This is a genomic window from Sulfitobacter sp. 1A13421, assembly GCF_043557285.1.
GTDB lineage: Bacteria > Pseudomonadota > Alphaproteobacteria > Rhodobacterales > Rhodobacteraceae > Sulfitobacter > Sulfitobacter faviae.
The window spans coordinates 133161-147998 of record NZ_JBIFFQ010000001.1; the positions used below are offsets into that span (position 1 = coordinate 133161).

The following is a 14838-nucleotide window of genomic DNA, read 5'->3' on the forward strand; positions in this document are numbered from 1 at the left end:
GCGGGTTCGCCCGCCGCCCTGCAGGACGCGTTTCGGCACGCAAAGGCGCCCTGCCCTTCCCAGACGCGCGCCTGCCAGACAGACAAGGGGACCGGCATGAGTAAACAAAGCGACAACCCCGCTGACGCGTTCAAAAAGGCGCTGGCCGAGGCGACCAAGGTCATGGCCGATGACGCCGAGCTGACGGTCAGCTACTCGGTCGACCCTTCGGGGCTTTCGGGCGATGCGATGCGCCTGCCGCAAGTGAGCCGCCGGATGACCCGCGAAGAGGTGCTACTGGCGCGCGGCACCGCCGACGCACTGGCGCTGAACCGCCGCTACCATGATGCCGCTACCCACGCCCGCTATGCGCCCCAAGGCGACATGGCGCGCGAGCTTTACGAGGCGATGGAGACCGCGCGCTGTGAGGCGATGGGCGCGCGCGACATGCCCGGCACCGCCGGCAACATCGACGTCAAGATCAAGCATGAAGCCCTGCGCCGTGGTTACGATCAGGCCAAACAGGCCAGCGACGTGCCGCTCTCGGTCGCGGCGGGCTATATGGTACGCCATCTGGCCACCGGACGGGACCTGCCCGCGGGGGCCGAGAACGCCATGGAACTCTGGCGCGGCTTTATCGAAGATCAGGCGGGCGGCACGCTCGAAGGGATCGACGGCAGCCTTGCCGATCAGGCGGATTTCGCGCGGCTGGCCCGCAAGATGATCTCGGACCTCGGCTATGGCGATCAGTTGGGCGACGATCCCGACAGCCAAGACGACGACCAAGAGGATCAAGCCGAAGAAGGCACCGAAGAGGAGCAGGATCCCGACAGCACCGGCCAAGACGATCAGGACGAGGAAGAGGCCGAAGGCACGCCCGAAAACAGCCAAGAGCAGCAGCAGGACGAAAGTCAGGCGCAGGTCTCTATGGACGACGAGGCCGATCAGGAGCTGGGCGACGAAGCGGATATGCCCGAGGGCGACGCCCCCATGGCCCCGCCGCCCCCGCCGCCCGTCTCTGACGCCGACCCGGAATACCGTGTCTATCTGGGTGACCATGACGAGGTGATCGGGGCCGAGGAACTGGCCGAGCCAATCGAATTGGAACGCCTGCGCGCTTATTTGGATCAGCAGCTCGAGCCGCTGAAAGGCGCTGTGGGCCGTCTGGCAAACAAGTTGCAGCGCCGCTTGCAAGCGCAGCAAAACCGCTCGTGGGAATTCGACCTTGAAGAGGGCACGTTGGACGCGGGACGTCTGGCGCGGGTGGTGGCCAACCCCACGACTCCTCTCAGCTTCAAGATCGAAAAGGACACCGAGTTCCGCGACACCGTGGTGACGCTGCTCTTGGACAACTCCGGCTCGATGCGAGGCCGCCCGATCTCCATCGCCGCGATCTGCGCCGATGTGCTCGCCCGCACGCTGGAGCGCTGCAACGTCAAGGTCGAGATCCTCGGCTTTACCACCCGCGCGTGGAAGGGTGGGCAGGCGCGTGAGGCTTGGCTCAACGATGGCCGCCCCGCGCAGCCCGGACGGCTGAACGACCTGCGCCACATCATCTACAAAAGCGCCGACGCCCCGTGGCGCCGGACGCGCGACCACTTGGGTCTGATGATGAAAGAGGGTCTGCTGAAAGAGAACATCGACGGTGAGGCGCTGGAATGGGCCCACCGGCGGATGCTGGCACGGCATGAGGCGCGCAAGATCCTCATGGTGATTTCCGACGGCGCACCGGTGGATGACAGCACCCTGTCGGTAAACCCGGCCAACTATCTGGAAAAACACCTGCGCGACGTGATCGCCATGGTCGAAAAACGCCGCGCGGTCGAGCTTTTGGCGATCGGGATTGGCCATGATGTGACGCGTTATTACGACCGCGCCGTCACGATCACGGATGTGGATCAGCTTGCCGGGGCGATGACAGAACAGCTTGCAGCGCTGTTTGACAGCGATCCGCGGAAACGGGCGCGTGTCATGGGCATGCGCCGCGTGGGCTGAACCGTCGGATCGGTATTTGAAAAAGGATGAAGGAGGGGCCGCGTGTTCCAGAGTTTCGAGGTCACCGCGCGTCCGGAACAGGGTCCCCCGCGTTTGGCGGCGCTGCGGGCGGAGTTGCAGGCGGCGGGCTTGGACGGGTTTCTCGTGCCCCGCGCCGATGCGCATCAGGGTGAGTATGTTGCCCCGCGGGATGATCGGCTGGCTTGGCTGACGGGGTTCACCGGCTCTGCCGGGTTCTGTGCGGCGCTGCGCGATGTGGCCGGGGTTTTCATCGACGGGCGCTATCGCACGCAGGTCAAAGCGCAGGTGGCGGATGTCTTTACCCCGGTGCCTTGGCCCGAGGTGTCTTTGGCCGATTGGCTGAAGGATCAATTGCCCGAGGGCGGTGTGGTTGGTTTCGATCCGATGTTGCATACGCCCGCGCAGATGGATCTTTTGTTCGAGGCCTTGGCGGGGTCTGGCATCGAGATGCGGCGCGTCTCGAATATGGTCGACCGTATTTGGGAAGACCAACCCGATGCCCCGATGGGCCAGGTGGCGGCGCATCCTGAACGTTTTGCAGGGGAAAGCCATGAGGCCAAGCGCCGGCGTTTGGCCGCGGATTTGCGCGCGGCGGGGCAGAAGGCGGCATTGATCACCCTGCCCGACAGCCACAACTGGTTGCTGAACATTCGCGGGCAGGACATTCCGCGCAACCCGGTGGCCCATGGTTTTGCCGTGTTGCATGACGATGCGCGGGTCGATCTGTTCATGGCGGCTGAGAAACTGGTAGATGTGGAAGAGCATCTGGGGCCAGAGGTGGTGCAGCGGGATCCTGAGGGGCTGCCCGATTACCTGCGCGCGCTCGAGGGGCCGGTGCGGCTTGATCGGCAGTCGGCCCCGCTGTTGTTCGCGGATTTGCTGGGGGATCGGGCGCAGGCCGGTGAAGACCCCTGTGCTTTGCCCAAAGCCTGCAAGAATGACGCCGAGATTGCCGGGGCGGCTGAGGCGCATTTGCGCGATGGTGCCGCGATGGTCGAACTGCTCGCTTGGCTAGATGCGCAGACGCCCGGCACGGTTACCGAGACGCAGGTGGTGGAGCAGTTGGAAGGACTGCGCCGCCGGGATCCTGCCCTGCGTGACATCAGTTTCGAGACGATTTCGGGCACCGGGCCAAACGGGGCGATCATCCATTACCGGGTGAATGAAGAGACCGACAGCGTGTTGCAGGACGGGCATCTTCTGGTGCTCGACAGCGGGGGTCAGTATCTGGACGGCACCACCGATATCACCCGCACCATCGCCATCGGCAGCCCCGATCACGAGGCGCGCGCGGCTTTCACGCGGGTGCTTTCGGGGATGATCGCCATGAGCCGTTTGCGCTGGCCGCGCGGGCTTGCGGGGCGAGATATCGAGATGCTGGGCCGTTTGCCGCTTTGGATGGCGGGGCAGGATTTCGATCACGGTTTGGGCCATGGGGTGGGCGCCTATCTCTCGGTCCATGAGGGGCCGCAGCGGTTGAGCCGGATGAGCCACGTGCCGCTGGCGCCGGGTATGATCCTCAGCAACGAGCCGGGTTATTACCGCGAGGGGGCCTTTGGCATTCGGATCGAGAACCTATTGGTGGTGCAAGAGGCCCCCGCCCTGCCGGGCGGTGATGCCCATCGCAAGATGCTCGATTGGCGCACGCTGACGCTGGTGCCGATTGATCGGCGTTTGATCGACACCAACGCGCTCAGCCCCGAGGCGCGGGACTGGCTAAACGCCTATCACCGCGACGTGGCGGAAAAGATCGGGCCGCGGGTATCACCTGTTACAAAACTGTGGTTGGATGCGGCAACGGCGCCCCTGTGAGCGTCCGATTTAAGTAAAGGGGGGTACGGCATGGCCGACCATATCAAGATTACTCCGGCTGAGGGCACATGGGTTGTCCGCGCTGGCGGGGCCGTATTGGGCGAGTCCACGGGCGCGCTGGAACTGCACGAGGGGGGCTATCCGCCGGTGATCTATTTCCCGCGTAGCGACATCGCCATGGCTTTCCTTGATGGCACGGATAAGACCACGCATTGTCCGCATAAGGGCGATGCGACCTATTTCTCGGTGGTGACCAAGAGCCGGACCTTGCAAGACGCCGTCTGGTCTTATGAAGACCCGAAGGCCGATGTGGCCGCGATCAAGGGCTATTTGGCTTTCGACCCGATGGAAGAGATCGCCATCGAACGGATCTGAGCGCGGCTCAGGAATGCTCCTCTGCCGCCGTGGCGGCGAGGGCGCGGTTATAGGCTTTCAGCGCATCGACATGGAACAGCGCGCCCAGCAGTTCGGGCGGCGCATCCGCGCTAAGGGTGACCACCGGGATAAAGTTGGAATGGGTCTGGTCGAACAGCGGCAAGGCGGCCTCTAGCGTGGCGCTGCCGTCGATATAGGTTCCCTTGTCGATCAGATCCCAACAGGCGTCTTCCGCCGCCGCGTCTTCATCATCAGGGCGGCGCATGATGCGGCCCACCATGAACATCGAGAGCAGATAGGCCTGCGGACCTGCGGCCAGATGAATGCCGCGCCGCTCCATCTGGGTAAGGAAGAAGGACCGGTCGACCAGACGGGAGGCCAGTGCGGTCGACATACTGACGGCGACCATCACCGCCAGACCGGTCTGCCAGTCGCCTGTCATCTCGAACACGATTAATGTGGTTGAAATCGGCGCGCCCAGCACGGCGGCGGCCACCGCGCCCATCCCCGCCAGAGCATAGAGCGAGGAAGAGCCCGAAATCTCTGGGAAGACACCGGTGGCGATGATCCCGAAGCCAAGCCCGGTCAAAGCGCCCAGCATCAGCGAGGGCGAGAACACCCCGCCGCCCATCCGCCCGCCAAGCGTGATCGCCACGGCGGCGACCTTGAGCACGGCAAAGATGATCGCCTCATGCAGCACCAGTTCGCCGACCAGCGCACGGGAAGTCGTCTCATAGCCCACGCCGATGATATGCGGGAACCAGAGCGCGATGACGCCAAGGATCGCCCCCGCCACCGCCGGGCGCAGCCAGCAGGCAAGGCCGGTGCGGGCTTGCAGGTAGTTGCCGAAATCTTCGGCCCAGAAGATCGCGCGCATCAGCACGACCGAGACCAGACCGCAGGTCAGCCCCAAAAGCAGAAAGGCGGGCAGTTCGACGTAGAATTGCACGTCGCCAAGGCCGGGCAGGACGAATTCCGTGAGCCCGCCGAACTCTAGCCGGTTGATGACCGTGCCTGCGGCGGAGGCGATGACGATGGGGGCAAAGGCATGGACGGCGAAATGGCGCAGCACCACTTCGAGGGCGAAGAGCGCGCCAGCGATGGGGGCGTTGAAGCTGGCCGAGACCGCCGCCGCCACGGCGCAGCCCAAAAGATCCCGCCCGGTGATCCCATCGGCCTTGATGAAGCGGCTGACCTTGGTCGAGATCACGGCGGCCAGATGCACCACCGGCCCTTCGCGCCCCGATGAGCCGCCCGTGGACAGGGTGATGAGCGAGGCCAGGGCCGAGGCCACCCCGGCCCGCGTCTCGACCCGGCCGTCGTGCATGGCGGCGCCGAGGATCACATCACCCACACTGCGCGCGCGCCCGTCGCGGGTGAAACGGTGCAAGATCAACCCCACAAGCAACCCGCCCAAGGTCGGAATCAGCACCACCCAATACCACGGCAGCCCGGCAAGGAAGCTGTGCAGGAATTGCACATCGTCCGTGCCGTAAAGCGTGGCCTGCAACCAGTTGATCCCCTTGCGGAAGAACAGGGCGGCAAAGCCCGCAGCGATGCCCACCAGCAGCGCGATAAACCAGAATGTGACCTTCCCCGGCCCGCGGGTGCGCAGCACCGTCCAGCCCTGTTTGCAGTCGCCAAGCGCCTGCTGAAGTTGTTGGGAAAAGAAAGCGTTATCTTGCGAAGGCATGGGACTAAGACCAGTTGAACCCTTTCTGTCTAGGGCAAGCTGACCTTGGGTAAAACCGCCATTTAAGAAGTCGTCGCGCCCTGTTGCCCGTTAAGCAGTGCCTCCGCCGCCGCGCGGGCCGCATCGGTGATGGTATCGCCTGCGAGCATTCGGGCGACCTCGTCCACCCGCTCTTCGGCGGCAAGGGGGGTGACGGTGGAGGTGGTCATGCCCTTAGTCACCGATTTCGCCACACGCCAGTGATGCGCGCCAAGGGCTGCGACCTGCGGCGAATGGGTGACGACCAAGACCTGCCCCTCGGCGGCCAATGCCTTCAGGCGGCGGCCCACGGCATCGGCGGTGGCGCCCCCTACCCCACGGTCGATCTCGTCAAAGATCAGGGTGAGGCCGGATTGCGTCTGGGTAAGGCAAACCTTCAGCGCCAAGAGGAACCGGCTGAGTTCCCCGCCCGAGGCGATCTTGCCCAAGGGACCGGCAGGTGCGCCCGGGTTCGTGGCGACGGTGAAAGAGACCGCATCGCGCCCCTCGGGGCCTGCGGGTTCTTCGGTCAATTGCGTCTGGAACACTGCGCGTTCCATCTTGAGCGGGGCAAGCTCTGCCGCCACGGATTTGTCGAGCTTGGCCGCGGCTTTGCGCCGCTTCTCGGTCAGCGCGGTGGCCCGTTCGTCGTAAAGCGCCTGCGCATCGCGAACGGCTTTCTCCAGCCCCTCCTGCGCCGCTTCGCCCGCATCGAGCGCGTCGAGCTTGGCGCGCAGCGTGTCGGCGAAACCGGCAAGTTCATCGGGCTGCACGTCATGTTTGCGTGCAAGGCCGCGGATTGCAAAAAGCCGCTCTTCGCAGGCTTCCAACTCATAGGGGTCGAACGACATGCCGTCGATCGCATCGGCCACACCGGACATCGCCTCATCCAATTCCACCATGGCGCGGCTGAGCGCGGCGAGCGGGCCCTCCAGCGCGCCTTCGGCCTTGTCGGCCACCCCGTCGAGCCAGCGCAGCGCGTCGCTCATGGCCGTTTCTGCCCCGCCTTGGCCCAACAACTCATAAGCGTTGACCACATCACGGCGGATTTTCTCGGCCCCCTGCATCTGGCGGCGGCGGGTGTCGAGGGTGGCCTCCTCCCCCGCTTCGGGGTCGAGCTTGTTCAACTCGGCCACGGCGTGGCGCAGGAACTCTTCCTCGGCGGCGATGGCCTCGCGTTCGGCGGCAGCGGCGGCGGCGGCTTTGCGGGCGGCCCCGAGGGCGTTCCACGCCTCGCGCAGCTTGGCAATCGCCCGGGCATTCCCGGCGTAGTCGTCCAAAATGGCACGGTGTCCCCGCGGGTTGAGCAGGCCGCGGTCATCATGCTGGCCGTGCAGTTCCACCAATGTCTCGGACAGGCGGCGCAGCACCTCACCCGAACAGCGGCGGTCATTGACCCAAGCGGTCTTGCGCCCGTCGGAGGTGTTGATGCGGCGCAGGATCAATTCGTCGCCGGCAGGCAATCCCGCCTCTTCCAGCACCGCATGGGCCGGGTGGCCGGGCGGCAGATCGAACCACGCGGTCACCTCACCCTGTTCTGCCCCTTGGCGCACCAGATCGGCACGCCCGCGCCAGCCCAGAACGAAGCCGAGCGAATCCAATAGGATCGACTTGCCCGCGCCCGTCTCACCGGTCAGCACGTTCAGCCCCGGCTGGAAGCCAAGCTCCAGCCGGTCGATGATCAGCATGTCTGAAATATCAAGTCCGCGCAGCATCTAGAACCGTCGGGTGGGCGATCCCACCCCCCTTAAAGCCACTCGCCCTTGATGGTCTGGCGATAGGCTGCACCCAGCCAATTGTCTTTGTAGAAGGCAGGCTCAAGGCCGCGCCCGGTCAGCAGTTTGTAGCTGTCCTCATACCACTCGGAGCCCCGGTAGTTGTGGCCAAGGATGGCCCCCGCCGTCTGCGCCTCATGGTTCAGGCCGAGCGAAAGATAGGCTTCGACCAGACGGTGCAGCGCTTCGGCGGTGTGGGTGGTGGTCTGGAAATCCTCGACCACGACGCGGAAGCGATTGATCGCGGCGGTATAGTGATCGCGGCGCAGGTAGTAACGACCAATCTCCATCTCCTTGCCCGCCAGATGGTCGAAGGCGAGATCGAATTTCAGGATCGCGGAGCGGGCATATTCGCTGTCCGGGTAGCCTTCGATCACGGCGCGCAGGGATTGCAGCGCTTGGAAGGTCAGCCCTTGGTCGCGGCCCACTTCGTCGATCTGATCGTAATAGCTCAGCGCCAAGAGGTACTGCGCATAGGCGGCGTCGTCATCGGCGGGATAGAAATCAATGAAGCGCTGCGCGGCGGAGCGGCTGTTGGGATAGTCCTGATCCTTGTGATAGGCGAAAGCCTGCATGATCAGGGCGCGTTTGGCCCATTCGGAATAGGGATAGAGCCGCTCGATCTCAGCGAAATAGAATGCCGCTTCGCCGGGGTTGTTGTTGGTCAGCTCATATTCGCCACGCTCGAAAATCTGCTCAGCCGAATAGGTTTCAAGCGGGATTTCCTGCGGGTTGAAGAAGTTCCCGTCAGAGCGTCCATCACCACCGCCGCAGGCTGCCAATGTCGCGACCAGAAGCACCGCACTGATCGTCCGCTTGCGCGATCCCGCTACCGTCATGCCCGCACCCCTTGCATCGTCCAACCCATGGTCTTTGACCCTCTTGCGCATGTGACTAGCACAATAAACTGCGTTGCAAAACGCCCATTCCGCCCCCGTCCGCAGGCGGCTGCGCGGTGGCGCATCGCTGGGTCAGGCTTGTCACTTCGGCTTAGTGAATACAAGGCATTGGCAGGGCGTTCAATGGCACTTCGCCGCCTAAGCGCCCTGCGCTTCGCGGTGCTGTTCCCCTGTCCCGTGATCAGGCAACCTGCGGGATTTCGTCCCAGATCAGGCCGGAGCCGGGCAGCCGCGCCGTTTGCGCCGCATCGCAGGCCACCAGACGCACGGCATCCGGTGTCGCAAAGAGCGCGCGCAGCAGCGTGTTGGTCAGCGAATGGCCCGCGCGTTTGCCTTCGTAATGGCCCAAAAGCGGTGCCCCGGCCAACGCCAGATCGCCGAGCGCGTCGAGCATCTTGTGGCGCACAGGCTCATCCGCGTGGCGCAGGCCGCCGGGGCTGACGACGGCATCGCCGTCGAAAACCACCGCGTTCTCACCCGCTTCGCCACCAAGCGCCAGACCATTGGCCTGCATCGCCTCGACATCCGCCTGACGGCAGAAGGTGCGGCTGTCGCAGAGTTCACGCGCGAAAGAGCCGTTGTTCATCACCAGCGACTTGCGCTGCTGGCCGATGGCGGCATCGGCAAAGTCGATCTCAAAGTCGATGCGCAGCGTATCGGCGGGCGAGATCGTCGCAACCGCGTCGCCATCCTGCACGGTAACGGTTTTCAGCACTTCGAAGGCCATCACGGGGGCTGCAAGCTGGCGCAGACCGCGCTGCATGATACCGCGCACGAAAGGCACGGAGGAGCCATCGAGGATCGGCACTTCGGGGCCGTCGATCTCAATCAAAAGGTTGTGGATGCCACAGCCCGCCACGGCGGCCATCAGATGCTCGACGGTCGAGATCGACAGGCCGGTGGGGTTTTCCAGCTTGGTGCAGAGCGGCGAGCGGTTCACCGCGTCCCAGCGGGCGGGGATCAGACGGTCACCGACCGCCACATCGCTGCGCGAGAACCAGATGCCGTGATGGGCCGACGCCGGGCGCAGTGTCACCGTCGCAGGCAGACCGGAGTGCAGGCCTGTGCCAGTAAAACTTACCGCTGATTTGATCGTTGTCTGCACCGGGTCATCCTCAAGCTTCGAACATCTTCTTGTGTGTTGAACTCTGGATTAAGGGGCGGGTTCGTTTTGCTCAACTCAATCTTTGCAACGGTCTGAAACATCACTGCAACATTTGAGCACGGCTACGCTTACCCGGGGGCAAGGCGTTGTTCTAAAAAGAAAAAGGGCCGCCCTAAGGCAGCCCTTTCGTCATCTATCGTGATCAGTTCAGTTGGCCTGACGGCGCAGGAACGCGGGGATTTCGATGCGTTCTTGATCGGGATCGTTGTTTTCCTGCGGCTGCGGCGCGGCGGCAGAGGCGCGGGTTTGCACCGGCGGTTGCTGACGCGCGGGGCGGGCTTGCGCCTCGCCTTCGGCGTGGCCGGTCATCCGGTTGATCAGGGAGTTGATGCCGAAACGGCCCTTGTCGCCCTGCTCACCCTGCTGCTGCTGGGCCTGACGGTGCTGCTCGGGCGCGGCCTTCTGAGCGGCGGCGCGCAGGCGGGCCAGCGCTTCGGGGGACGGTGTGCCGGGGGTCGGCGCGCGCGGTGCGACGAAGGCTTCGGGTTCAGCTTCGATGTTCTCTTCCTGACGCGGCTCAAATGCGGCGACCTCAGGCTGGTAGGCCGGTGCGGGCAGACCGTCGTCGTCTTCGACAACGTTCTCGTCCTCATACTGATCCTGCTCGCGCTGTGTCGGCTGGAGGTCTTGGAACAGAGCGGCCTGCTCAACTTCCTGCGGCGCTTCGGCGGCCACGGAGGCAGCGACCGGCGCCTGCGCGGCGGAAACCTGCGCCACATCGTCAACCGATACGTTCTGACGCAAAGGCTGGCTCATGGAGCGGCGCGGGACCGGGATTTCGGTGTTCACATCGGTGGCGTCGATGCCGGTGGCGACAACGCTGACGCGCATCAGGCCACCAAGGCTTTCGTCCAGCGTGGAGCCGACGATGATGTTCGCTTCGGGGTCCACTTCCTCGCGAATGCGGTTGGCCGCTTCGTCGAGTTCGAACAGGGTAAGGTCCTGACCGCCGGTGATGTTGATGAGCACGCCCTTGGCACCGCGCAGGCTGATTTCGTCCAGCAGCGGGTTGGCGATGGCTTTTTCGGCGGCTTGGATGGCGCGATCTTCGCCCTCGGCCTCGCCTGTTCCCATCATCGCCTTGCCCATCTCGTCCATCACGGCGCGGACATCGGCGAAATCGAGGTTGATGAGACCCGGACGGACCATCAGGTCGGTCACGCCCTTCACACCTTGGTACAGCACGTCATCGGCAAGCGAGAAGGCCTCGGTGAAGGTGGTCTTTTCGTTCGCCAGACGGAAGAGGTTCTGGTTCGGAATGATGATCAGCGTGTCGACGACCTTTTGCAGCGTCTCAACACCGTCTTCGGCCTGACGCATGCGCTTGGCGCCTTCGAATTGGAAGGGCTTGGTCACGACGCCGACGGTCAGCACGCCCAGTTCACGCGCGGCCTGCGCAATGATCGGAGCCGCCCCGGTGCCGGTGCCGCCGCCCATGCCAGCGGTGATGAAGCACATATGCGCGCCAGCAAGGTGGTCGACGATCTGCTCAATGCTCTCTTCGGCAGCGGCAGCACCCACAGAGGCACGCGCGCCCGCACCCAGACCTTCGGTCACTTTGATGCCCAGTTGCACGCGGTTCTCGGCCTGCGCCTGCTGCAACGCCTGTGCGTCGGTGTTGGCCACGACGAAATCAACACCGTCAAGTTGCTTTTCGATCATGTTATTGACCGCGTTGCCGCCTGCCCCGCCAACACCGAAGACGGTGATACGGGGTTTCAGATCATCATGTCCTGGCATTGAAAGGTTGAGTGTCATGTGCTGTCCGCCTGTCCAGTTATCCGCGTTCTGCGGGAGTTTTTCGACCAAATTTACCCGACCCTACCGGGCTAGGGCCGCATCGTCACCTAAAAAACATCGTTTTGACGCTAAATATGGGCAGAAACTTGCCAGTTTCCGCCTCATCTCGGGCTTCTCACCCGATATTGGGGTCACCAGTTGTCTCTAAACCATTTCACCGCGCGTTTGAGCGAGCGGGACGGGTAGCGATCGGCGGGAATGTCGAAATCCCACCATTCGTCCTGCGGATGCGCCGCGAAAAGCGCCAGCCCCACGGCAGAGGCGAAGCCCGGCCCGGTCGCGGCCTGCGGCAGCCCATGCACGCGCAGCGGACGCCCCAGACGGACCTGTTGGCCAAGGATCTTGCTGGCCAACCCGTCAAGGCCCGGTATCTGACTGCCCGCCCCGGTAAGCACAATCTGTTGGCTTGGCAAGTGGTCGAAACCGGCGGCATCCAGCCGAACGCGGACCTCTTCGAGGATCTCTTCGACACGGGGGCGCATGATGCCGATCAACTCCGCCCGGCTGGCGGTGCGACGGTCGTGTTCGTAATCACCGGTCTCGCCGCCGATCTCGATCATGTCGCGGTCGTCCATGCCGGTGGCATGCACCCCGCCGTAGAAGGTCTTGATCCGCTCGGCATTGGCCATCGGCACTTGCAGACCCATCGAGATGTCGGAGGTGACGTGATCCCCGCCCATCCGCACCGTATCGGCATAGATCATATGTTTTTTGATAAAGATCGACAGGCCGGTGGTGCCACCGCCAAAGTCGATACAGGCGGCACCGAGCTCCTGCTCATCCTCGACCAGCGCCGAGATGCCCGAGGCATAGGAAGATGAGGCGATCCCGGCCAGTTCCAGATCACAGCGTTTGATGCAATGGGCCAGATGCTGCACCGTATCTGCGTCGACGGTCAGCATATGCATGTCCACCGAGAGGCTGTTCCCCAACTGGCCGCGCGGGTCGGCCAGACCGCTGCGGTGATCCAGCGCGAAGTTCACCGGCTGGGCGTGCAGCACCTCGCGGCCCTCGCCATATTCCGGCACGTCGCAGCCCGCCAGCACCCGCGCCACGTCTTGCTCCGAGACCGATTGCCCCTCCAACTCGACCGAGGCGTCGAGCCCATAGCTGCGCGGCTCCCCGCCCGAGAAACAGGCGATGACGTGATCGACGCGGATGCCAGCCATTTTCTGTGCGGCCTGAAGCGCGGTGCGGATCGCGCGCTCGGTCTCGCCCATGGCGCAAATTTCACCAAAACGGACCCCGCGTGAGCGGGTGGTCGCCGCCCCGATGACCCGGAACCCAGATTGCCCGGCCAAGGACCCGATGTCGCCGCTGTCGCTATCAAGCCCCGCACCGTCAAAGCGCAGCACCAGACAGGCGATCTTAGAGCTGCCCACATCCAAAATGGCGACCACCCCACGCTGGATCGCCAATTTGCGCATGTGCCGCATCGAACGCTGACTGTCGTATAGGTCCATCATTTCGTTACTGTCCCGATTCCAATGGCCATCTTACTGGCCGGAAAGCTGCCTGATGTGCCACCATTCGCGGGTGGCATCTTCGTTCATTCTAAGGGTCGGTCTTGCCGCCAACCGCATGTCCACACGCGCCACGTCCCGCGTGAGAACCTCCTGTGCGCCTTCCAGCGCGATCACCCGTTCCAGCGCTTGCAGCGCGTTTTCTTCGGGCAACATGATCGTTTGATCGCGGTCCAGCACCACGTCCCAGCGGCGCTGGCCGACGCGGACCAAGCCGCGCAGCCGGTCGCCCAAGACATTCGCGGCCCCGATCAGCCTGAGCGCCTCCGGCACCGCTTTGTCGGCCCCTGCCCCGGCGATCAGCGGCAGGTTGGCATGATCGCGCCGCGCCTCGATCCGTGCCACATGGGCACCGGTATTGTCCACCAACGCCAGCCCCGTTTCACTGCGCCATACGGCTACGGGCACGCGCGGCGTCACGTCGATTTGCAGCACGCCGCCGGGGCGGATGCGCACATTGGCCTGTTTTACCCCGTCGATGTCGGTGATCTTCTCGCGGATCTGCGGCAGGTCGAGATCGAAGGAGGACAGCGGAAATTCCAGCGGCAGCGCGGTGCGGATTTCGGACGAGAGCATGTCGCTCGCCCCGTCGATGGCCATGAGTTTGACCATGAACTCGGGCCGCTCTTCGATGCTGGCGCGCACGTCGGCGATGGCCTGCACCACGTTGCCGCGCCGCTCCTCGTCCGCCATATAGATCGTGCCTGCCAGCAGGCTCAGCGTGAAGGGCAGCCCCACGCGCAGGGCAAAGCGGAAACCCGGCGTCAGCATCAACCGCTGCATGCGCCATGACCACCGCGATGGGGCGGGATCGGCCTTGACCGTTTCCGGGCGGCGGCGGATCAGCGATCGCATGTAGCGTCCTCCACCATCCAAGCGCAAAGCTCAGGGAATGAAATGCCGCAGGCGGCGGCCTGCTCGGGCGAGAGCGAAGTGGCAGTCATGCCGGGCTGGGTGTTGGTCTCCAACAGGATCAGCCCCTCGGGGCCGCGCGCCTCGTCCCAGCGAAAATCGGTGCGGCTGATGCCCTTGCAGCCAAGCGCCGCATGGGCGCGGCGGGCATAGTCGAAGCACAGATCGGTAATCTCTTGCGGCAGATCGGCGGGCACCACGTGGCGCGAGCCGCCGGGCTTGTATTTCGCGTGATAGTCATACCAGCCGGTGGTGATGATATCCGTCACCGCCAACGCCCGGTCGCCCATCACGGTGGTGGTCAGCTCACGCCCCGGCGCGAAGGTCTCGACCATCACCTCGGCGGGCATGTCTTCGGACAGTTGCGGCGGGCCGTTGTTTTCCTCGGCCACGAGGTAGACCCCAACCGAAGAGCCTTCGTTGTTGGGCTTCACTACATAGGGCGGCGCCATGACATGGGCGGCCATCACATCGGCCTTGGGCGCGATGACGCTTTCCAACACCGGCAGCCCCGCGTGGCGGAACACATCCTTGGAGCGCTGTTTGTCCATCGCAAGCGCCGAGGCCAGCACGCCGGAATGGGTGTAGGGCAGCTTGAGCCACTCTAGCAGCCCCTGCACACAGCCATCTTCGCCCCAACGGCCATGCAGACAATTCAGAACGGCATAGGGGTTGAGATCGGCCAGAACGGCTGGAAGATCGCGGTCGGCTTCGACCTCGATCACGTTATATCCACCATGTTCCCGCAAGGCAGCGGCGCATGCACGCCCACTGGACAGGGACACCTCACGCTCGGCCGAGGGGCCACCCATCAATACCGCCACTGTCGGGGTCTGTCCGCTCGACTTACCCACCAAAGTGCCTCTTCGCC

General features: G+C 64.2%; 11 protein-coding genes. 3 read left to right on the forward strand and 8 right to left on the reverse strand.

The features are described from left to right. The first annotated feature begins 96 nt into the window (after positions 1–96). Genes cobT through ACGYLI_RS00720 form a run of 3 tightly spaced genes read left to right on the forward strand, consistent with a single transcriptional unit; the run spans position 97 to position 4182 of the window. Entirely contained in the window at positions 97–1974 is a 1878-nt protein-coding gene (gene cobT, locus ACGYLI_RS00710; RefSeq protein WP_394416347.1) for a cobaltochelatase subunit CobT, read from the forward strand. Positions 1975–2016: 42 nt separating this feature from the next. Continuing rightward, the gene (locus ACGYLI_RS00715; RefSeq protein WP_394416349.1) at positions 2017–3807 is read left to right on the forward strand and encodes an aminopeptidase P family protein; all 1791 of its coding nucleotides are present in this window, start codon (positions 2017–2019) and stop codon (positions 3805–3807) included. A gap of 30 nt (positions 3808–3837) precedes the next feature. Beyond that, positions 3838–4182 (forward strand): DUF427 domain-containing protein, encoded by a 345-nt coding sequence (locus tag ACGYLI_RS00720; protein ID WP_394416352.1) that lies wholly within the window; start codon positions 3838–3840, stop codon positions 4180–4182. Positions 4183–4189: 7 nt separating this feature from the next. On the opposite strand, the gene ACGYLI_RS00725 is transcribed toward ACGYLI_RS00720, so the two are convergent. The 8 genes from ACGYLI_RS00725 to ACGYLI_RS00760 all read right to left on the reverse strand — a co-directional run bounded on the left by ACGYLI_RS00725 (position 4190) and on the right by ACGYLI_RS00760 (position 14821). Beyond that, the gene (locus tag ACGYLI_RS00725) at positions 4190–5875 is read right to left on the reverse strand and encodes a chloride channel protein (protein ID WP_394416355.1); all 1686 of its coding nucleotides are present in this window, start codon (positions 5873–5875) and stop codon (positions 4190–4192) included. 62 nt (positions 5876–5937) lie between these two features. After that, positions 5938–7608 carry a DNA repair protein RecN gene (gene recN / locus ACGYLI_RS00730; protein ID WP_394416357.1) on the reverse strand — a complete coding sequence of 557 codons (1671 nt, stop codon included), beginning with the start codon at positions 7606–7608 and terminating at the stop codon, positions 5938–5940. Positions 7609–7640: 32 nt separating this feature from the next. Further along, positions 7641–8507 (reverse strand): outer membrane protein assembly factor BamD, encoded by an 867-nt coding sequence (locus ACGYLI_RS00735; protein WP_067263264.1) that lies wholly within the window; start codon positions 8505–8507, stop codon positions 7641–7643. 241 nt (positions 8508–8748) lie between these two features. Beyond that, positions 8749–9672 (reverse strand): UDP-3-O-acyl-N-acetylglucosamine deacetylase, encoded by a 924-nt coding sequence (gene lpxC, locus ACGYLI_RS00740; RefSeq protein ID WP_271687716.1) that lies wholly within the window; start codon positions 9670–9672, stop codon positions 8749–8751. Positions 9673–9879: 207 nt separating this feature from the next. Beyond that, positions 9880–11490, reverse strand: a complete 1611-nt coding sequence (gene ftsZ / locus ACGYLI_RS00745; RefSeq protein WP_067263259.1) for a cell division protein FtsZ — start codon at positions 11488–11490, stop codon at positions 9880–9882. A 173-nt stretch (positions 11491–11663) separates the two neighbouring features. After that, positions 11664–12998: a cell division protein FtsA gene (gene ftsA / locus ACGYLI_RS00750; protein ID WP_067263257.1), complete on the reverse strand. Its 1335-nt coding sequence runs from the start codon at positions 12996–12998 to the stop codon at positions 11664–11666. Positions 12999–13028: 30 nt separating this feature from the next. Next, on the reverse strand, positions 13029–13910 hold the full coding sequence (locus tag ACGYLI_RS00755; RefSeq protein WP_394416360.1) for a cell division protein FtsQ/DivIB: 882 nt from the start codon (positions 13908–13910) through the stop codon (positions 13029–13031). Continuing rightward, the gene (locus ACGYLI_RS00760; protein ID WP_394416362.1) at positions 13898–14821 is read right to left on the reverse strand and encodes a D-alanine--D-alanine ligase; all 924 of its coding nucleotides are present in this window, start codon (positions 14819–14821) and stop codon (positions 13898–13900) included. Before ACGYLI_RS00760 ends, ACGYLI_RS00755 begins: the two co-directional genes overlap by 13 nt. Positions 14822–14838: the final 17 nt, after the last annotated feature.

Excerpts from the sequence above, each read along its gene's own strand:
- cobT (WP_394416347.1), top strand. The coding sequence starts at position 97 with ATGAGTAAACAAAGCGACAACCCCGCTGACGCGTTCAAAAAGGCGCTG.
- ACGYLI_RS00720 (WP_394416352.1), top strand. The coding sequence starts at position 3,838 with ATGGCCGACCATATCAAGATTACTCCGGCTGAGGGCACATGGGTTGTC.
- ACGYLI_RS00725 (WP_394416355.1), bottom strand. The coding sequence starts at position 5,875 with ATGCCTTCGCAAGATAACGCTTTCTTTTCCCAACAACTTCAGCAGGCG.
- recN (WP_394416357.1), bottom strand. The coding sequence starts at position 7,608 with ATGCTGCGCGGACTTGATATTTCAGACATGCTGATCATCGACCGGCTG.
- ACGYLI_RS00735 (WP_067263264.1), bottom strand. The coding sequence starts at position 8,507 with ATGACGGTAGCGGGATCGCGCAAGCGGACGATCAGTGCGGTGCTTCTG.
- ftsZ (WP_067263259.1), bottom strand. The coding sequence starts at position 11,490 with ATGACACTCAACCTTTCAATGCCAGGACATGATGATCTGAAACCCCGT.
- ftsA (WP_067263257.1), bottom strand. The coding sequence starts at position 12,998 with ATGATGGACCTATACGACAGTCAGCGTTCGATGCGGCACATGCGCAAA.
- ACGYLI_RS00755 (WP_394416360.1), bottom strand. The coding sequence starts at position 13,910 with ATGCGATCGCTGATCCGCCGCCGCCCGGAAACGGTCAAGGCCGATCCC.